The organism is Clostridium sp. DFI.5.61 (assembly GCF_024462915.1).
Taxonomy (GTDB): Bacteria; Bacillota; Clostridia; order Oscillospirales; family Oscillospiraceae; genus Lawsonibacter; species Lawsonibacter asaccharolyticus.
Genome location: NZ_JANGBZ010000036.1, coordinates 1 through 18683, shown reverse-complemented (window position 1 = coordinate 18683; position 18683 = coordinate 1). Strand labels below are relative to the sequence as shown.

Genomic DNA, 18683 nt, shown 5'->3' with positions numbered 1-18683 from the left:
CCGCCGTGTCCACCGGAGCACAGAGGCCGCCCCCGCCGGGGCTGTGGACCGCACCCATTTTTCGCCCATCTGTCCGATTTTTTTCTTGACTCGCACCCCAGACAAGCATAAAATAAACCGGTATTTTTTTCAACAGGATCAAACTTTGATGGAGGGATCAACATGGCAGTGAAGTACATTTTTGTCACCGGCGGCGTGGTTTCCGGCCTGGGCAAGGGCATCACGGCGGCCTCTCTGGGCCGCCTGCTGAAGCAGCGGGGCCTGCGGGTAAAGGTCCAGAAGCTGGACCCGTACCTGAACGTGGACCCGGGCACCATGAGCCCCTACCAGCACGGGGAGGTCTTCGTCACCGACGATGGGGCCGAGACCGACCTGGACCTGGGCCACTATGAGCGCTTTATCGACGAAAACCTCACCGTCCACTCCTCCGTCTCCTCGGGGAAGGTCTACTGGAACGTGCTCAACCGGGAGCGGACCGGGGACTATCTGGGAGCCACGGTCCAGATCATCCCCCACATCACCAATGAGATCAAGCGGAACATTTACTCTCTGGACACCCCGGACACTGACGTGGCCATTGTGGAGATCGGCGGCACCGTGGGCGATATCGAGTCCCAGCCCTTCCTGGAGTCCATCCGCCAGATAGCCGCCGAGCGGGGACGCCACAACGTCATGTTTCTCCATGTCTCCCTCATCGTATCCATCCCCGGCACCGGGGAGCTGAAGAGCAAGCCCACCCAGCACTCCGCCAAAGAGCTGCTCTCCCTGGGCATCCAGCCCGATGTCATCATCTGCCGCAGCGACGCGCCGGTGCCCCGGGATATTTTGGAGAAGATCTCCCTGTTCTGCAACATCCCGGTGGAGAACGCCATCCCCAACCTCACCGCCCCGGTGCTGTACGAGGTCCCCCTGATGCTGGAACGGGAGGGGCTGGCCGACGTGGTGGTCCGCCGGCTGGGGCTGATCTGCCACATGCCCGACCTGACGGAGTGGGCCACCATGGTCCACCGTGCCAAGCATCCACAGGGCAGTGTGGAGATCGCCCTGGTTGGCAAATATGTGGCCCTCCACGACGCCTATCTGTCGGTGGCGGAGGCCCTGACCCACGGGGGCATCGAGAACGACGTGAAGGTGAACATCCGCTGGGTGGACTCGGAGACCGTCACCGACGGGAACACGGCGGAACTGCTGGACGGGGCGGACGGCGTCCTGGTCCCTGGAGGCTTCGGCAGCCGGGGCATTGAGGGGAAGATCGCCGCCGTGCGCTGGGCCCGGGAGAGCCGGGTCCCCTTCCTGGGCATCTGCCTGGGCATGCAGATGGCGGTGGTGGAGTATGCCCGTCACGTGTGCGGCTGGGCCGACGCCCACTCCAGCGAACTGGACCCCGCCACCACCCATCCGGTGATCGACCTGATGCCCGACCAGCGGGGGGTCACCGCCAAGGGCGGTACCATGCGCCTGGGGGCCTACCCCTGCAAAGTGGTCAGCCGCGGCTCCCGCACCTATCAGGCCTATGGAGCCGAGGAGATCTCCGAGCGGCACCGTCACCGCTACGAGTTCAACAACGAATACCGGGATGCCCTGACCCAGGCGGGGCTGGAGCTGGCCGGCCTGTCCCCCGACGGGCGGCTGGTGGAGATCGTGGAGCTGCCCGGCCACCCCTGGTTCGTGGGGGTACAGTTCCACCCGGAGCTGAAATCCCGGCCCAATAAGGCACACCCCCTGTTCCGCGCCTTCATCGCCGCCGCCAAGGAGAACCGCTCCTGCTGATTTTTCCACATTTCCCTCCACCCCACATCTCCCCGTCCGGGGATGCGGAGCGGCTGCTCCCTCTCTGCGGGGGAGGGGGGATGTCGGATACTTCCCACATTCCCGGTCTTTTCCGCCCTTCCCCCTTGCCAAAGGGACCGGGAGCGGATACAATGGGAGCACATTCCCCGGGAAACACGCAGGAGGTCACGCCATGAAAAAAACTGTCTCTTACTCCAAATCCCAGCTCCTGGACGACCTGGGGCGGCTGGCCCTGATGGTGCTGGCCTCTGTCATCATGGCCGTCAACCTGAAGAGTTTTGTCCAGGCCGGGGACCTGGTGCCGGGAGGCTTCAACGGCCTGACCCTGCTGATCCAGCGGGTGGCGCTGCGGTTCTGGGGCCTGTCCGTCCCCTTCTCCGCCATCAACTTCCTGCTCAACGCGGTGCCCGCCGTCATCAGCTTCAAACTCATCGGCAAGCGGTTCACCCTGTTCTCCTGCGTGGTCATCCTGTGCACCAGCCTGCTCACCGATCTGATCCCCCCTATGCCCATTACCGACGATGTGCTGCTCATCTGCATCTTCGGCGGCCTCATCAACGGCTTCGCCATCAGCCTGTGCCTCCGGGGGAGAGCCACCAGCGGGGGCACCGACTTCATCTCCATCGCCCTCTCCCAGCAGTACGATGTGGATGCCTGGAATTATATATTTATGGGCAACGTGGTGATGCTGGCCGTCTCAGGCGCTCTGTTCGGCTGGGACAAGGCCCTGTATTCCATCCTCTTTCAGTTTGCCTCCACCCAGGTGATCAAGCTGCTGGACCCCAGCGGCCGGCGGGCCACCCTCTTCATCGTCACCCGGCGGGAGACCGCCCAGGCGGTCTGGCAGCAGATCCGGGACACCCACCACAGCGCCACGCTGTTCCAGGGCACCGGCCTCTATGACGGTGAGGAGCGGGTGATGCTCTACTCCGTGGTGGGGGGCAACCAGGTGCGGGCCCTGATCCACCGGGTGCGCCAGACTGACCCCCACGCCTTCGTCAACGTGATGCGCACGGACCAGGTGGCCGGCCGGTTCTACCGGGCCCCCAGGGATTAAAGCAAGGGGCCGCCCCCCGGAGTAGGCGGCCTTTAGCTTGTGGAATAAGCCTCACAGAGTTCGCGTGCGCAGGGTTTGTCCGCCTGCGGCGGACAAAACCCGCGCGCGGCAGACTGCAGCTTTCTCGAAAAAGTGGAAAAGCCACTTTTTCGACCGTCTCAGGCACCCGCTTCAGCGGGTGCCTCTGTATTTCTGTCTGAACGGCGTGGGATCAGGCGTTCTCTTCGGGCGCTTCTTTTCTGGTGACATTGATGGAGAGCTCCTCCAACTGTTTATCGTCCACGAAGTCCGGGCACTGGGTCATGGGCTCGCTGGCGTTCTGAACCTTGGGGAAAGCGATGACGTCCCGGATGGAGTCGGCCCCGGCCATGAGCATGACCAGCCGGTCCAGGCCGTAGGCCAAGCCGCCGTGAGGGGGAGCGCCGAACTTGAAAGCGTTGATGAGGTGGCCGAAGCGCTCCATGGCATCCTCGTCGGAGAAGCCCAGGGCCCGGAACATGGCCTCCTGGGTCTCAGGGACGGAGATGCGGATGGAGCCGCCGCCCATCTCAGTGCCGTTGAGCACGATGTCGTAGGCCTTGGCCCGACAGTTTTTCTTGTCGGTCTCCAGCTTGTCGAAGTCCTCGTCCATAGGCGCGGTGAAGGGGTGGTGCATGGCCACATAGCGGCCCTCCTCCTCGCTGTACTCGAACATGGGGAACTCCGTCACCCACAGGAACTTGAAGTCCATGGGGTCCAGGATGCCCAGCTGCTTGGCGCACTCACACCGCAGGGCGCCCAGGGCGGCAAAGACCACCTCGTCCTTGGCATCACCCACGATGAGGACCAGGTCGCCGTCCTTTGCCCCGGCCCGCTCCAGAATGGCCCGGTTCTCCTCCTCGGTGAGGAACTTCTGATAGGAGCTGGTGACCTCCCCGCCGTGCAGGCGGGTCCAGGCCAGCCCCTTGGCCTTGTAGGTCTTGACGAACTCGGCCAGCTTATCGATCTTCTTCCGGGGGAAGTGCTCGCCGCCGCCCTCCACGTTGATGAGGCGCACGGAGCCCCCAGCCGCCACAGGAGCGGAGAAGACCTGGAAGGAGCAGTCCTTCACAATGTCGCTGATATCCTTCAGTTCAAAGCCGAAGCGCATGTCCGGCTTGTCGGAGCCGAAGCGGTCCATAGCCTCCCGCCAGGGCAGGCGGAGGAAGGGGGTCTGGACGTCCACATCCAGCACCTCTTTGAACACCCGCTTCAGAAAGCCCTCCTGTATGTCCATCACGTCGTCCTCGTTGACAAAGGACATCTCCAGGTCGATCTGGGTGAACTCGGGCTGGCGGTCTGCCCGCAGGTCCTCATCCCGGAAGCAGCGGGCAATCTGCATATAGCGGTCAAAGCCGGAGAGCATCAGCAGCTGCTTATACTGCTGAGGGGACTGGGGCAGGGCGTAGAACTTGCCGGGGTGGACCCGGGAGGGGACCAGATAGTCCCGGGCGCCCTCGGGGGTGGACTTGGTGAGCATGGGGGTCTCGATCTCGTAGAAGCCCTGCTCGTCGAAGTAGTCCCGGGCGATTTTCGTAACCTTGTGGCGGGTGGCGATCATCTTCTGCATGTCGGGGCGGCGCAGGTCCAGATAGCGGTACTTCAGGCGCAGCATATCGTTGGCCTTGGAGTGCTCCACGATCTCGAAGGGGGGGGTCTCCGCCTTGGCCAGCAGGCGCAGCTCGGTGACATATACCTCGATGGCGCCGGTGGCGATCTTGTCCGTCTTGGACTCCCGCTCCCGCACGGTGCCGGTGGCAGCAATGACGTATTCCGAGCGGAGAGAGGACGCCTTTTCAAAGACGGCCTGGTCGGTGCCGTCGTCGAAGGAGAGCTGGACGAGGCCGGTACGGTCCCGCAGGTCCACGAAGATCAGACCGCCCAGGTCACGCTGGCGCTGGACCCAGCCGCACAGAGAGACCGTCTTGCCCGTGTCGCCCAGACGCAGGTCACCGCAGTAGTTGGTGCGGCGGAAATTTTTCAGATTGTCCATAAAATCAACTCCATTTTGTACTATTTTATCTAATTATAGTGATTAGTATTAAAAACTTGGGCTGTTGTCATTCCCGAAAGGTCCCATACTCCTTCAAATATTCCGCCAGCGCCTGATAGGTCGATCCATCAGCGGCGGTAAACAGAAGGGAGTGGGGGGAGCTGGGGAGGGAGAGACGGAGCTGCCCTGTGTCCACAGCGGTGAAAAAGACCCCCTCGTTCCCCTCCAGTCCCAGGACGCCCTGAAGGCTGCTGGAGAAGCCGCTGAAAGAACCGGCATCCAGCCCCAACAGGTTTTTCAGACTGGCCCGCCAGCGGCTTTTCTCCAGGAGGGGAAGGAGGGCATCAAAGGCGGGGGTGCCGGGGGAAAGGTCCTGAAGCTCCCAGATATCCTGTCCTGCTTGGCCGTCATCCACCCAGGACTCTAACAGAAGCAGGGCGGCGGAGCAGACGGCGTTCTCTGAGGTCCCAGTGATCGCCAAAAAGCTCCGGGGCCGGGTGTACCACAGGTATAGAGCGGCCAGAAGGGCTAAAATCAAGACCAGGGAGAGCAGGGCTCTTTTTTTCATGGGGCGCACCTCCTTGCTTTTTACCGGCAGGGCGGGTCAAAGGACCTGCGCCTAAGAGGAAGGGTAGTAAATGTTTTCCTCCGGCTCGTCCATAAAAATGAGCTCCAGCTTCTCCCCCAGGCGGCCGGGGGGAAGGGGGAGAAAGCGGCGCCAATGAGAGGAGTTCGAGGCCAGCCAGAGAAAGGTGCCGTCCCAGTAGGCCATGCACTCGGGGGTACAGCCGGATGCGGTATAGAAGGCGGTCCCGCCGTCGGGGGCCCCCAGCAGGGCGGGGAGGCGGAGATACCTCTGCCCCCGGAGGGCGGCCAGCAGCTCACGGTAAGTCCGCCCCTCATCAAAGGTGACAGGAGCGTCAATGAGGCCGGGATAGGTGCCCTCGCGCAGCACCTTAAAAGAACCCCCGGGTTTTGCGGGCGGACCTATGCCGTTGCACTGGAAGGCATGGTCGAAGGTGGGGGCCGCCCAATAGTGCAGCACCCCGACGGCCAGGAGCACCAAAACGACCAGACGAAAGCTCAATTTTTTCTTCACAAGGATCCCTCCCGCTCCAGCCGCCGGGCGGGATTGCCAAGGATGTACCCGGCGGTCTCGTCAAGGTCCTGTTGGTTGCGGATGACATGGTCATAGTAGCCGCGCGGTCAAACGGAAAGCCGCTTTGCGTGTTGTCAAATTTTTAGAGGCTTATTATTCTGGAAAGGACAGGCGGACCAGATGTGCCGTCCCTACGAGGTGACGATTGCAGTTCCGCCGTATTCCAGGGCCAGCCGTTGGATGGCTGCCTCAAATCCGGCGGGATCGGTGGGCCGGTAACCCAGGTAGTGGCCGCCCAGCCAGTTCACCCACAGGGTTGTACCATCCCACAGCAGGGTGGTCTGGCAGTCGCCAGTGGAAGAACAGCCCTCCTGGAAGTAATCGATTTTCACTTTGACCGGCTCCCGGGGCTGGTGGAGGAAAGGCAGGAGGGTGAGGGGATCGGCCAGGAACCGGATGCCTTCCATCTCACTATGGAGATCATAAAAGGCATCCAAGGCTTCTTGGTCAATGCCAAAGCTGAGAGAAGCGGTGAATTCTGTCTCGGCGCAGATTTCCGGTCTTTCTCCTGAGACATTTACCATCCGCTGAGGAATGATCCAGGCAAAGGGCCGGGGAAATACCGTCCACACCAAAAGACAAACGATTAAAAGCAGTAAAAAGCGTTTGGAATTTTTCTTCATGAGCTTTTCTCTTTCTATATCAGAGACAGCTGGCCCGGGAATTCCATCTATACGGCGTGGGACGGCCTGGTGGGGATATCGGCTCCTGCACAGCCAAAGCGTGGATGGGAAATCGGACTTACACCCTGTCCAGGATCGGCGTCCCCTGGTTCAGCCTGTCCAGCCCGGCCAGGATGTGGGCGGCAGCCTGGCCGGGAGCAAGCTTCACCTGCTCCCCGGTGGCCAGGTCCTTGACGGCGGCGAGGCCCTCCCGGATCTCGTCCTCTCCCAGGATAACGGCGTAGGGGATGCGGAGCTTGTCCGCATAGGAGAGCTTCTGCTTGAACTTCTTCCGCTCCGCCTGGATCTGGGTGCGGATGCCTGCCTGGCGCAGCTGGGTGGCCAGGGAGATGGCAGGGGACAGGTCCTCGGTCATGGGGAGGATAAGGGCGTCGGCGGGGGCGGTGTTCAGGGCGTCGTTGAGATAGCCCTGGTCCTCCAGAACGAAGAACAGGCGGGTCAAACCGATGGAAATGCCCACTCCAGGGAGTTGTTTATTCGTGTAATATTCCGCTAAGTTGTCATAGCGGCCGCCGGAACAGATGGAGCCGATCTCCGGATGGTCCAGCATGGTGGTCTCATAGACGGTGCCGGTGTAGTAGTCCAGTCCCCGGGCGATGGTCAGGTCCACGGCGAAGTGAGTCTCAGGCACGCCGAAGGCAGCCAGATATTTTGTCACCGCGTTCAGCTCATCCAGGCCCAGGTCAAAGACCTCGTTCCGGCCCCGGTAGCCCTCCAGGGCGGTCAGGACCTCCTCGTTGGTGCCGGTGATGGAGGTAAAGCTGAGGATCTCCCGGGCCTGCTCCGGAGAGAGGCCGGACTGCACCAGCAGCTCGGCCACCTTGTCCGGGCCGATCTTGTCCAGCTTGTCCACCGTGCGCATGATCTCGCCGGACTGCTGGGAAAGACCCAGCATGGCGTAAAAGCCGTTGAGGATCTTCCGGTTGTTCACCCGGATCTGGAAGCGCTTCAGCCCCAGGGCGGTGAAGGCCCGATAGATGATGGAGGGGATCTCCGCCTCGTTGCTGATGTCCAGGGCGCCGTCTCCGATGACGTCGATGTCCGCCTGATAGAACTCCCGGAAGCGGCCCCGCTGGGCCCGCTCCCCCCGGTAGACCTTGCCGATCTGGAAGCGACGGAAGGGGAAGGTGAGCTGGCCGTAGTTCAGCGCCACATACTTGGCCAGGGGGACGGTGAGGTCAAAGCGGAGGGACAGGTCGGTGTCTCCCTTGAGAAAGCGGTAGATCTGCTTCTCCGTCTCGCCGCCGCCCTTGGCCAGCAGGACCTCGCTGGCCTCGATGAGGGGGGTGTCCAGGGGGGTGAAGCCGTAGAGGGAGTAGGTCTCCCGCAGGATGGAGACCATCCGGTCGAACTGGACCTGCCGGGCGGGGAGCAGCTCCATAAAGCCGGACAGGGTGCGGGGTTGTACGTTTGCCATATCGATTCTCCTTTTTGGAATGGTTGGGGAGTCAAACAACAGATCAGGGTGCAGGGTCAGCGGTTGATGTCGGGGTTGTCGGTGCGGCCGGCCAGGTAGTCCATGGAGACGTTGAAGTAGTCCGCCAAGGCGATGAGGCCCCGCATATCGGGACAGGCCCGGCCCTTTTCATAGGAGTAGACCGCATATTTTTTCAGCCCGATGACGCTGCCGACCTCTTCCTGAGAGAGTCCTTTTTCTTTGCGGAGGGCTCGGATCCGCTCTGCGAAATTGGCCATAGTTCCTCCCAATTTTTGCTTGACAGTAGCAAATGAAACCACCATACTAAAAGTAGTTTAAAATGCTACTTTTAGGGGGTTGACATAATGGAGCAGATATATGAAAAACTGTATGAAGCCTTTGTCCCGCCCTGGGCCACGCCGGAGGAGACCGCAGCCGGTGAGGCCGGTGAGCCCTATTTTGACCGGCTCTGCCAGCGTTTCCCGCCCCAGGAGGCGGAGGACATCTGGGACGCGGCGCTGTCAGCGGGGGCCGCTGGCCGGGAGGAATGCTTCCTCCGGGGCTTCCGCCTGGGGGCCCTGCTGATGCTGGACCTCCTCTCCGGCGGGGAAGGGGAGCGGGGGACAAAAACGCGCTCCCGTCCCCTGTGATTGGGACGAGAGCGTTTCAAACACTTCGTGGTGCCACCCAAATTCAGGCGTGCGGACACGCCCCTTTGACCCTGTGTTGCGGCAGGGGGACCGCGCCCGTCTCCGGGCCCGCTGGTGGCGCTGTCTTCTCCGGGGCCGTCTCCGTAAGGTCCTTTCAGCCGAGGGACCTCTCTCTGTCCGGCGGTGTCCCGGATACTCATGCGCCGTCTTGGCGGTGGACGCTGTCCGCAGCCCGCGCGGGGGCGGGCCGGGGGAATGGGGAGAACGTCTCCCTCAGATGGCGAAGGGGATGCGGTTGGGGTTCATCACCTCGCGCCAGTCCAAGTCTCCCCGGGCCAGACCGTGGATCAGCAGCTCAGCGGTGGCCACGTTGGTGGCCATGGGGACGGAGTGCTGGTCACACAGCTTGGAGATGGACAGCACGCTGTCGTCCAGCTCTCCGGAGCGGGGGTCGTTGAAGAACAGCACCATGTCGATCTCGTTGTAGATGATGCGCTGACCGATCTGCTCGATGCCGCCGTGGGCGTGGGACAGGAACAGATTGACAGGAAGACCGGTGGCCTCCGCGACCATGCGGCCGGTGGTGTTGGTGGCGCATACGGTGTGCTTGGACAGGACGCCGCAGTAAGCAGTGCAGAATTGGACCATCAGTTCCTTCTTATGGTCGTGGCTCATCAGTGCGATGTTCATGGTGTGGCAAACCTCCTTTATACAGATGCCGGAAGGGAGTTCAGCGGATCCGCATGATAGGGACCCGGCGCCCCTCCAGACGCTTGGCAATGTTCAGGCAGGCGTTGGCCGCCCCCTGCCGTCCGCCCAGGATCAAGGGCCGCCCCAGGTTGGCGGACAGCATCACCTGGGGGTCCTCCGGCACTACGCCCAGCAGTGGCAGGCCGGCGGTGTCCATGGCGTCGTCAATGGTGGTGCGCAGCTGACGCAGCAGCTTGGGCTGGATGCGGTTCATCACCAGATGAATCTGCCGCAGAAAGTCCAGCTCACCCACGGTGCGCTGGGCGTCCCGAAGGGAAGAAGCGTCGTTGGTGGAGACGACGATGGCCCGGTCGGCCCCGCAGCAGGCCATCCGGAAGCCGGCGCCCAGGCCCGCGGGGGAGTCGATGAGGACATAGTCATACAGGGATCGGGCGGTATCCAGCATGCGGCGGACAGCCTCCTCCGTCAGGGCAGGGGAGAGGGTCATGGGCGCGGTGAGCAGGGCCAGACCCGGCAGATCGGGGTGGTTCACCGCCGCGCGGACCAGAGGGCAGCGTCCCTCCGCCACATCGGAGAAGTCCATCAGGGCCCGGTCGCTGAGGCCCAGGGAGATGTCCAGGTTGCGCAGGCCGATGTCCATGTCGATGCACAGCACGCTGTGCCCCAGGCGGGCCAGACTGCCGGCCACACCCCCGGTAATGGAGGTTTTTCCGGTGCCGCCCTTCCCGGAGGTGACGACAATTGCGGTTCCCATGTGTGCGCAGACCTCCCATCACACCATTTTAAGTGTATCACAAATCCCACCCACGTCAATGGGTTTATGAGAAATTTTGAAAAATGGAGCCGAAAATCCAGGTAAAGCCCTACCCTCTGTACACTGAGGGTATCGATCCTGGGGGGCTGGCGGAGACATCGCTCCGGTCTCACAGCGGGGCTTTCTGGATCTTGGCCCACCGCCGGGGATAGCCCTTCAGGGTTGGGGCCACCTTCCGCAGGACTACCAGACGGTGAATGACGTCGGTGCCGGGAATGGTGTAGTCCCGGCACTCCTCCAGACGGGCACCCAGCAGCTTGATGCAGTGGGCGGCCTCCTCCAGCTCCCGGCCGCAGTCCACCGACTTCATGGCCAGAAAAGCGCCCCCTACCTTGACATAGGGCAGGCACAGCTCACACAGCAGGCGGAGCTCGGCCACCGCCCGGGCAGTGACCAGATCAAAGCTGTCCCGGAAGCCCTTCTCCAGAGCCTGCTCCTCCGCACGGGCATGGATGACCCGGATGCCGGTGAGGGAGAGCTGGGCGCTGACCTGAGCCAGCCAGTCCACCCGCTTGTTCAAACTGTCCAGCAGAGTGACCTGGAGGGAGGGGACCAGGATCTTCAGGGGCAGACCCGGAAAGCCGGCCCCGGTGCCCACGTCCAGGAGGGCCCTGTTCTCAAAGTCGGCGCAGGTGAGCAGGGCAGCGCAGTCCAGCATATGGAGCTGGGCCACCTTTACCGGGTCGGTGATAGCAGTCAGGTTCATCACCTGGTTCTTCTCCAGCAGGAGATGGCCGTATTCCGCCAGCTGGCTGGGGGCCTGCTCCGGCACCCGGTCCAGCAGGCCCAGATCCGCCAGACCGGCGGCAATGATGTCACGCATGGCTCGTTCCTCCAAAAATCAGGGCGCCCCGGTGACGAAGACGCCCACCAGGCTGAAATTGGACAGCAGGCCCACGATGCCCAGGGGGAGGGTGGCCAGCGCCGCCAGGAAGCACACCGCAGCCAGGGCGATGGCGGGCCATTTGCCGGGGCGGCCGGTGGTGCGCCAGCTGACCAAAGCCAGGATACCCAGGCCGATCAGGCCGGGGACGGCCAGGAGAGGGGCCATGTTCACCAGCATGGAGCCGGTAAAGTAGTAATAGGTCATCATGGCCACCAGGATCACCATATAGACCACACCGATCCAGGCCATGGTCCGCTTCACCGGGGAGGCGGGGGTATAGGGTGCTGGGGCGTCTTGCTCCTCCTGCGGGGGGATCTTTTTTTCTTCCATCAGGTCCTCTCTTTCAGCAGGTCCCGGATCTCTGTGAGCAGCAGCTCTTCCTGGGAGGGCGCCGGGGGAGGTGCGGGGGTCTCCTCCTTTTTCCGGTGGAGGCGGTTGAGGGCTTTCACGAGGCAGAACACCGCAAAGGCCATGATGAGAAAGTTCAAGATGGCGTTGATGAAATTGCCGACCATCAGGGCACCGCCCCCGGGCAGTTCTACGGCCATGGCGGCCAGGGCGGTGTTGTTTCCGGCGATGATGCCCAGAATGGGGTTGAGAATATCGTTGACCAGGGAGGTGGTGATGTTGCTGAAGGCGCCGCCGATGATGACGCCTACGGCCAGGTCCATCACATTGCCCCGGGCGATAAAGGACTTGAACTCTTGGATGAAGGCTCTCATAAGCAAAAAGCTTCCTTTCTATTTCTTGAGGCTCTGAGATAGGGAGCAGCCGGAGAGGGCGGGGGAGAGGGGGAAAGCCTCTGCCTCTTTGCACCCGGAAACCCTTGCGGCGCAAGGGTTTCCGGGTGCAGACCGTTCTGGAGCGATTTCCAGGGGCGAAAATGATCCAAAGCCAGGGGCGGGGATGCGCTGTCCGCTGGAGACGGGTAAAACAAATCGTTATATTCCTTAAAAAAATTACAAAACGAAATTTTAAAGGCAGTCATCGGCCCCATTGGGGCACGGACACGCGATATAGCCGGAGAGAAGAGCTGGGGTCACTGCTTGGGGGTCAGCATCTGGGTGCCGCCCATGTAGGGCTGGAGGACGGCGGGGATCTTCACAGTGCCGTCCGCCTGGAGGTTATTCTCCAGGAAAGCAATGAGCATCCGGGGCGGGGCGACCACAGTGTTGTTCAGGGTGTGGGGCAGGTAGGTGCCCTTCTCCCCCTTGACCCGCATCTTCAGGCGGCGGGCCTGAGCATCGCCCAGGTTGGAGCAGGAGCAGACCTCAAAATACTTCTGCTGGCGGGGGGACCAGGCCTCGATGTCACAGGACTTTACCTTCAGGTCAGCCAGGTCGCCGGAGCAGCACTCCAGCTGGCGGACCGGGATATCCAGGGAGCGGAACAGCTCTACCGAGTAGCGCCACATCTGCTCGTACCACTTCATGGAGTCCTCCGGCTTGCACACCACCACCATTTCCTGCTTCTCAAACTGGTGGATGCGGTAGACGCCCCGCTCCTCGATGCCGTGGGCCCCCTTCTCCTTGCGGAAGCAGGGGGAGTAGGAGGTAAGGGTCTGGGGCAGGGACTCCTCGGGGATGATCTGGTCGATGAATTTGCCGATCATGGAGTGCTCGCTGGTGCCGATAAGATAGAGGTCCTCGCCCTCGATCTTGTACATCATGGCGTCCATCTCGGTCTGGGACATGACGCCCTCCACCACGTTGCCGTGGATCATGAAGGGGGGAATACAGAAGGTGAAGCCCTTGTTGATCATAAAGTCTCGCGCATAGGCCAGCACCGCTTCATGGAGCCGGGCAATATCCCCCATGAGGTAGTAGAAGCCGTTGCCGGAGACCCGGCCGGCAGCGTCCATGTCGATGCCGTTGAAGGACTCCATGATCTGGGTGTGGTAGGGGATCTCAAAGTCAGGGACCACAGGCTCACCGAAGCGCTGGACTTCCACATTGCAGCTGTCGTCAGGGCCGATGGGGACGGAGGGATCAATGATATTGGGGATCTGTAGCATGATGTGACGGATCTGCTGCGCCAGTTCAGTCTCTTTGGTCTCCAGCTCAGCCAGCCGGTCGGCGTTGGCCTTGACCTGGGCCTTGACGGCCTCGGCCTCCTCCAGCTTGGAGGGGTCCTTTTTGGCCTGGCCCATCAGCATACCTACCTGCTTGGACAGGGCGTTCCGGTTGGCTCTCAGCTCATTGGCTTCGCTGACAGCGGCCCGGTTCTCCTCGTCCAATGCCAGTACCTGGTCCACCAGGGGCAGTTTGGCATCCTGAAACTTTTTCTTGATGTTTTCCCGCACTGCATCGGGGTTTTCACGAATAAATTTGATATCCAGCATGGGGATCGCACTCCTTTTTTATCTTAACAGAATGGGATGAGCTCCTGTGGGGAAATTGGGCGAAAATAAAAATGTTTCACGTGAAACCTGGCCGGCGGAGATGTCCTGCCATCCGGCCTAAAGCCGGTCAGTACAGGGCGTCCCAGATCTCCTGATACCGGTCAGCAGGGGAGAAGCGGCCGTTATCGGTGTAGCTCTCCTGGGGAAGATAGCTCTTCAGGGGGGCCTCTCCGGAGGAGGTGTCCTCCAGTACCGCGATCAGATCACGGCAGAGGGAGTAGCGGCCCCGCACATAGGCCTCATCGATCTGCCAGAAGTAGTCCATGGCCTCCTTGGTGCGCTCCAGGACCTGTCCCTGCTGCTCCCCGGCGGCGGTCAGGCTGTCGATGGTCCCCAGCAGGGTGTCGATCTGTTCCTGGAGGTCTTGGATCTCATTTTTCAGGGCGCCGTTCTCCTCCAGGGCGCTCTGGGCGGTCTGCATCCCGGAGAGGGAGTCCTTCAGATCAGAGACTGAGGAGGTCAGGTCCCCCAGCGTCTCATTGCTGCGGCGCTGGTCCATGGCGTAGGTCATCAGCAGCAGGGCAAAGGCCGCTGCAAAGAGGATAGTGATGTAGAGCACCACCGACTGCCTGCGCCGCCGCTGCTGGCCAGGACGCTCCTCCTTGGGAGGACCGCCTGCCTGGGGGGCGTTCTGCGCCGGCTTCTGGGGATCAGCCATGGCCCTGCACCTCCCCGGCGTTCAGCCGCTCCAGAGCCTCCAGCAGAAGCTCCAGATCCTGGCTGTTGTAGTATTCCAACTCGATCCTGCCTTTTTTGCCTCGGTGGGCGATGTGGACCTTCCGGCCCAACCGGCCGGAGAGATTCTTTTCCGCCTCCCCGAGGTAGAGGGCCAGACTGTCCCCCGCCTGCTTAGGCGGGGCCTTCTTTTCCCGCTGGAGGGCCTTGACCAGTGCCTCCGTCTGGCGGACGGAGAGCCCGTCAGCAATGACCTTCTTGGCGGCCTGCCGCTGGAGCTCCGCCGTGGGGGCGCCCAGCAGGGCACGGGCGTGGCCGGCGGAGAGCTGTTCCTCCTCCACCAGCTTCAAGAGGTCCTCCGGGAGGGCCAGCAGCCGCAGGGTATTGGTGATGGCAGGCCGGGATTTTCCCATCCGATCCGCCACCTGTTCCTGGGTGAGGCCGTATTCCTCCATCAGCACCTGATAGCCCCGGGCCTCTTCGGCCGGGTTCAGGTCCTCTCGCTGGAGGTTCTCGATCAGGCCCAGCTCCATCACTTTGCGGTCATCCGCCTCGATGATGACTGCCGGCACCTCCGCCAGGCCGGCCAGCTTGGCGGCCCGCCAGCGGCGCTCACCGGCGATGATCTGGTAGTAGCCGGAGGACAGACGGCGCACTGTCAGCGGCTGGATGATGCCGTGGACCCGGATAGACTCTGCCAGATCGGCCAGGGCATCCTGGTCAAAGCGCTTCCGGGGCTGATTCAGGCCGGGCTGTACCTGGGAAATGGGGAGGGAGACGGAGCCCTCTCCCTGCGCTTGCAGGTCCGGGTCGCCCAGCAGGGCGTTCAGCCCCCGGCCCAGGCCCAGCTCTTTGGTTCGCTTTGCCATAGTAGCTCCTTCCTTATAAAAATAACAGTGGAGATCAAAATTCAGCCGTCGGGGCCAGACTTACGGCCCCGGCGAAAAAGCGGGGGAGAACTCAGACAGGGGCCGCCGTGGGGTGCTTGGCTGCGATCTCCTCCGCCAGCAGCCGGTAGGCCTCCGCCCCCCGGGAGTAGGGGTCGTAGGCGGTGACGGGCTTCCCGTGGCTGGGGGCCTCGGATAAGCGCACATTGCGGGGGATGACCGTGGCGTAGACCTGACCGGGAAAGTGACGTTTAACTTCCTCCGCCACTTGAAGAGAGAGATTGGTGCGGCTGTCAAACATGGTGAGCAGCACGCCCTCTAACACCAGCCGGGGATTCAGTGAGCGTTTGACCAAGCGGACGGTAGAGAGCAGATCGCTCAGCCCCTCCAGGGCGTAGTACTCACACTGGACCGGGACCAGCAGGGAGTCGGCGGCGCACAGGGCGTTCACTGTCAGCAGCTCCAGAGAGGGGGGGCAGTCCACAAAGATGAAGTCGTAGCCGGGAGAGAGGACCTCTAGGGCCTTTCGGAGCAGATGCTCCCGGTCCGGCAGGGCGATCATCTCCACGCCCGCTCCGGCCAGCGCCTTGTTGGAGGGAAGCACGTCCCCGTAGTGGGTAGTGACTACGCCGCGGCGGGGATCGGCCCCATTGATGAGCACGTCGTAGACATTTGGGGAGGCGGTGTTCTTGTCCACTCCCATACCGGAGGTGGCGTTGGCTTGGGGGTCGAAGTCGCACAGCAGTACCCGCTTTCCCAGCGCGGCCAGGGCGGCGGTGAGGTTGACGGTGGTAGTGGTCTTGCCCACGCCTCCCTTTTGATTGACGATAGCGATGATCTTGGCCATGGGGCGCCTCCTGAGTCGAAATGGCGGACGGGTGTACAGCAGACTTCCGCAGAGCTTTATTATATCAACCGAGGGAACGCATTTCAACTCTTTTTCCCGTTTTTCCGGCCTGGTAGCGAGAAAAGGCGGCGGACCGCACAGGGGCGGCCCGCCGCAAGGGGAGAGGTGCAGACAGAGGGAGAGAGCCGAGACCGGGCCTGCCTCCAGGCGATCTGGCTTCGGCAGGCGATGGGGAGGAAAGGGGAGATAGGAAAAGAGAATGTTTCACGTGAAACATTTTTACCGAATGGCCTGGGGAATACGGATGGTGAGCAGGATCTCTCCATCCTTATCCTGGCGGTCACAGCGGGCATCCACCCCTGCAGACCGCATTAGGGCCATGCTCCGAGTCAGAGTGTTAAGAAAAAGGCGGACATCCTTCACCACAAAGGTGCGTTTGGTTCTGGTGCGGGGAGGAGGGGAGAGAAGCTGATCTACCAAGGCGTCTGTCTGGGCCACGGTGAGCTGCCGGGACAGGATCTGCTCCAGGGCCTTCTGGCGCAGGCTGGGGTCCTCCAGCCGAAGCAGGGCCCGGGCATGGCGCTCAGTGCAGCCGCCGTCCCGCAGGGCCCGGAGAGTGTCCTCCGGCAGCTTCAGCAGGCGCAGCTTGTTGGCCACGGCGGACTGGCTCTTGCCGATGCGCCGGGCAGCCTCCTCCTGGGAGAGATGGTAGACAGAGATCAACCGGTCCAGGGCCAGGGCCTCCTCCCAGAAGTCCAGGTCCTTGCGCTGCAAGTTCTCTACCAGAGCCAGCAGGGAGGAGCGCTGGTCGTCGATCTGGAGAGAGATGCAGGGGACCTCTTCCAGTCCTGCCAGCTTGGCGGCCCGGAGCCGCCGTTCCCCGGCTACCAGCTCCCAGCCGTCTGCCCGACGGCGCACAGTCAGGGGCTGGAGCAGCCCCAGAGCCTGGATGGAACCAGCCAGCTCCTCCAGTTCCTGGGTGCCAAAAACCCGGCGGGGCTGATTGGGATTGGGTGAGATGGCGTCTACAGGGAGGAACAGCACCCGGGGACTGTCCAGCAATCCCTTCTTTCGCAGCAGCTGCATTCTGGATACCCCCTTTGATCCTTCCGCTGTTATAAAACAGCTCGTCTTGATATCCATATTTTACCATAAAAAAATAAAAAGAAAGTTGGATTCTGTCGCAGTTGTGGAAAATCCAGTGGAAAAGTTGAAAAAAGAAGGGCTTGGCCCGGGAAATTGCAGGGGGAGAAAAAGGAAAGAAAGACCTTGTAAGTTTCCTCCATATCATATATACTGAAAGAGAGCAGTCAGAGAGGGAGCTGTAAACAGATGCGGCCCAAAGTGAGGAAAGGGCTGCATGGACGGAAAGGAGAGCTGTCAATGAACAAGAAGAAACTTCCCCTTGCATTTTGGATTTTCATCGGGCTGGTGGTCGGCATCGCAGTGGGCCTGGCCCTGATGATGGTGCCCAACGGACTGGACATCGCGAAAAACTACATTCTGCCCTGGGGCACGATCTTCCTGAACCTGCTGAAATTCATCGTGGTGCCCATCGTGCTGTTTTCTATCGCCTCCGGTGTCATCTCTATGCAGGACATCGGCCGGGTGGGCTCGGTGGGAGGCAAGACGATCGTGTATTACATGTGCACCACCGCTTTTGCCGTGGTGTTGGCCCTGGTGCTGGCCAGCGCGGCCAAGGGGATGCACATCTTTGCGGCCATGGAGACCTCCGGCCTGGCCTATGAACCCCCGGCGGGCCAGTCGCTGATGCAGACCATCATCGACATCTTCCCCTCCAACCCCATCACGCCGCTGGCCAATGCCTCCATGCTCCAGGTCATCGTCATCTCTCTCCTAGTGGGCTTCGGCATCCTGCTGGCGGGGGAAAAGGGGTTGGTGGCCGCCCAGGTGGTGGACAGCTTCAATGAGGTGTCCATGAAGATCATGGACCTGATCATCAAGCTCTCGCCCATCGGCGTAGCCTGCCTGATCTGCCCGGTGATCGTGGAAAACGGGCCCAAGATCCTGGCTCAGCTGGTGGCGGTGCTGGCGGTGGCCTATGTGGGCTATATCGTCCACGCCGTGGTGGTGTACTCCAGCACGGTGAAGGCCCTGGGCGGCGTATCCCCCATCGCCTTCTTTAAGGGGATGGCCCCTGCCATGATGATGGCCTTCTCCTCCGCATCCTCGGTGGGCACCCTGCCCTTCACCCTGGAGTGCTCCGAGCGGCTGGGGGCCCGGAAGGAGGTCGCCTCCTTCGTGCTGCCCCTGGGCGCCACCATCAACATGGACGGAACTGCCATCTACCAGGGGGTGTGCGCCGTTTTCATCGCATCCTGCTATGGGATCGACCTGACCATCGGCCAGATGGCCACCATCGTGCTCACCGCCACCTTGGCTTCTATCGGCACTGCGGGCGTCCCCGGCGCCGGCATGGTGATGCTGGCCATGGTGCTCCAGAGCGTAAATATCCCGGTGGAGGGCATCGCGCTGGTGGCCGGCATCGACCGGATCTTTGACATGGGCCGCACCACCATCAACATCACGGGCGATGCGGCCTGCGCAGTGGTGGTCTCCAAGATGGAGGACCGCAAGGTGGCCCGCACCAAGAGTGTTTTGGGCTGATCAAAGAACAGAGAGCGGGGGGGGGGGGGGGGGGGGGGGGGGGGGGGGGGGGGGGGGGGGGGGGGG

General features: G+C 62.1%; 20 protein-coding genes. 4 read left to right on the top strand and 16 right to left on the bottom strand.

Annotation, left to right across the window (positions count from 1 at the left end; translation table 11 throughout):
- Positions 1-162: 162 nt before the first annotated feature.
- Complete coding sequence (locus NE584_RS14065; protein WP_256183060.1) at positions 163-1770, top strand: CTP synthase; 1608 nt, start codon at positions 163-165, stop codon at positions 1768-1770.
- 193 nt (positions 1771-1963) lie between these two features.
- Positions 1964-2848 carry a YitT family protein gene (locus NE584_RS14060; RefSeq protein WP_050623029.1) on the top strand — a complete coding sequence of 295 codons (885 nt, stop codon included), beginning with the start codon at positions 1964-1966 and terminating at the stop codon, positions 2846-2848.
- 211 nt (positions 2849-3059) lie between these two features.
- Here the strand turns inward: NE584_RS14060 and aspS are convergent, their stop codons facing one another.
- The 6 genes from aspS to NE584_RS14030 all read right to left on the bottom strand — a co-directional run bounded on the left by aspS (position 3060) and on the right by NE584_RS14030 (position 8396).
- The gene (aspS, locus tag NE584_RS14055) at positions 3060-4859 is read right to left on the bottom strand and encodes an aspartate--tRNA ligase (protein ID WP_256183059.1); all 1800 of its coding nucleotides are present in this window, start codon (positions 4857-4859) and stop codon (positions 3060-3062) included.
- 67 nt (positions 4860-4926) lie between these two features.
- Positions 4927-5427: a hypothetical protein gene (locus tag NE584_RS14050; RefSeq protein WP_108980244.1), complete on the bottom strand. Its 501-nt coding sequence runs from the start codon at positions 5425-5427 to the stop codon at positions 4927-4929.
- Positions 5428-5478: 51 nt separating this feature from the next.
- On the bottom strand, positions 5479-5958 hold the full coding sequence (locus NE584_RS14045) for a hypothetical protein (protein ID WP_108980245.1): 480 nt from the start codon (positions 5956-5958) through the stop codon (positions 5479-5481).
- Between the two features lie 191 nt (positions 5959-6149).
- On the bottom strand, positions 6150-6641 hold the full coding sequence (locus NE584_RS14040) for a hypothetical protein (protein ID WP_256183058.1): 492 nt from the start codon (positions 6639-6641) through the stop codon (positions 6150-6152).
- 118 nt (positions 6642-6759) lie between these two features.
- Positions 6760-8118: a histidine--tRNA ligase gene (gene hisS / locus NE584_RS14035; RefSeq protein ID WP_256183057.1), complete on the bottom strand. Its 1359-nt coding sequence runs from the start codon at positions 8116-8118 to the stop codon at positions 6760-6762.
- 56 nt (positions 8119-8174) lie between these two features.
- A complete protein-coding gene (locus NE584_RS14030) occupies positions 8175-8396 on the bottom strand; it encodes a helix-turn-helix domain-containing protein (protein WP_108980247.1) in 222 nt (73 codons plus the stop codon).
- An 87-nt stretch (positions 8397-8483) separates the two neighbouring features.
- Here NE584_RS14030 and NE584_RS14025 point away from each other — a divergent pair, with 87 nt between their 5' ends.
- A complete protein-coding gene (locus tag NE584_RS14025; protein WP_108980248.1) occupies positions 8484-8768 on the top strand; it encodes a hypothetical protein in 285 nt (94 codons plus the stop codon).
- A gap of 273 nt (positions 8769-9041) precedes the next feature.
- Here the strand turns inward: NE584_RS14025 and NE584_RS14020 are convergent, their stop codons facing one another.
- From NE584_RS14020 to NE584_RS13975, 10 genes are all read right to left on the bottom strand, one after another.
- Entirely contained in the window at positions 9042-9458 is a 417-nt protein-coding gene (locus NE584_RS14020; protein WP_050623078.1) for a methylglyoxal synthase, read from the bottom strand.
- Between the two features lie 40 nt (positions 9459-9498).
- Positions 9499-10233, bottom strand: a complete 735-nt coding sequence (minD, locus tag NE584_RS14015; RefSeq protein ID WP_050623079.1) for a septum site-determining protein MinD — start codon at positions 10231-10233, stop codon at positions 9499-9501.
- Positions 10234-10402: 169 nt separating this feature from the next.
- A complete protein-coding gene (gene rsmG / locus NE584_RS14010) occupies positions 10403-11116 on the bottom strand; it encodes a 16S rRNA (guanine(527)-N(7))-methyltransferase RsmG (RefSeq protein WP_256183056.1) in 714 nt (237 codons plus the stop codon).
- Between the two features lie 18 nt (positions 11117-11134).
- Positions 11135-11509, bottom strand: a complete 375-nt coding sequence (locus tag NE584_RS14005) for a hypothetical protein (protein ID WP_108980250.1) — start codon at positions 11507-11509, stop codon at positions 11135-11137.
- Positions 11509-11901, bottom strand: coding sequence for a large conductance mechanosensitive channel protein MscL (gene mscL / locus NE584_RS14000; protein WP_256183055.1), 393 nt, complete (start codon positions 11899-11901; stop codon positions 11509-11511). The genes NE584_RS14005 and mscL overlap by 1 nt, the downstream gene beginning before the upstream one ends.
- A gap of 317 nt (positions 11902-12218) precedes the next feature.
- Positions 12219-13520, bottom strand: coding sequence for a serine--tRNA ligase (serS, locus tag NE584_RS13995; protein WP_256183054.1), 1302 nt, complete (start codon positions 13518-13520; stop codon positions 12219-12221).
- 127 nt (positions 13521-13647) lie between these two features.
- On the bottom strand, positions 13648-14238 hold the full coding sequence (locus NE584_RS13990; RefSeq protein WP_050623084.1) for a hypothetical protein: 591 nt from the start codon (positions 14236-14238) through the stop codon (positions 13648-13650).
- Positions 14231-15124, bottom strand: a complete 894-nt coding sequence (locus NE584_RS13985) for a ParB/RepB/Spo0J family partition protein (RefSeq protein ID WP_050623085.1) — start codon at positions 15122-15124, stop codon at positions 14231-14233. Before NE584_RS13985 ends, NE584_RS13990 begins: the two co-directional genes overlap by 8 nt.
- 91 nt (positions 15125-15215) lie before the next feature.
- Positions 15216-15989: a ParA family protein gene (locus NE584_RS13980; RefSeq protein WP_050623086.1), complete on the bottom strand. Its 774-nt coding sequence runs from the start codon at positions 15987-15989 to the stop codon at positions 15216-15218.
- 279 nt (positions 15990-16268) lie between these two features.
- Positions 16269-17075 carry a ParB/RepB/Spo0J family partition protein gene (locus NE584_RS13975; protein WP_050623087.1) on the bottom strand — a complete coding sequence of 269 codons (807 nt, stop codon included), beginning with the start codon at positions 17073-17075 and terminating at the stop codon, positions 16269-16271.
- A gap of 297 nt (positions 17076-17372) precedes the next feature.
- Here NE584_RS13975 and NE584_RS13970 point away from each other — a divergent pair, with 297 nt between their 5' ends.
- Positions 17373-18617 (top strand): dicarboxylate/amino acid:cation symporter, encoded by a 1245-nt coding sequence (locus tag NE584_RS13970; protein WP_050623088.1) that lies wholly within the window; start codon positions 17373-17375, stop codon positions 18615-18617.
- Positions 18618-18683: the final 66 nt, after the last annotated feature.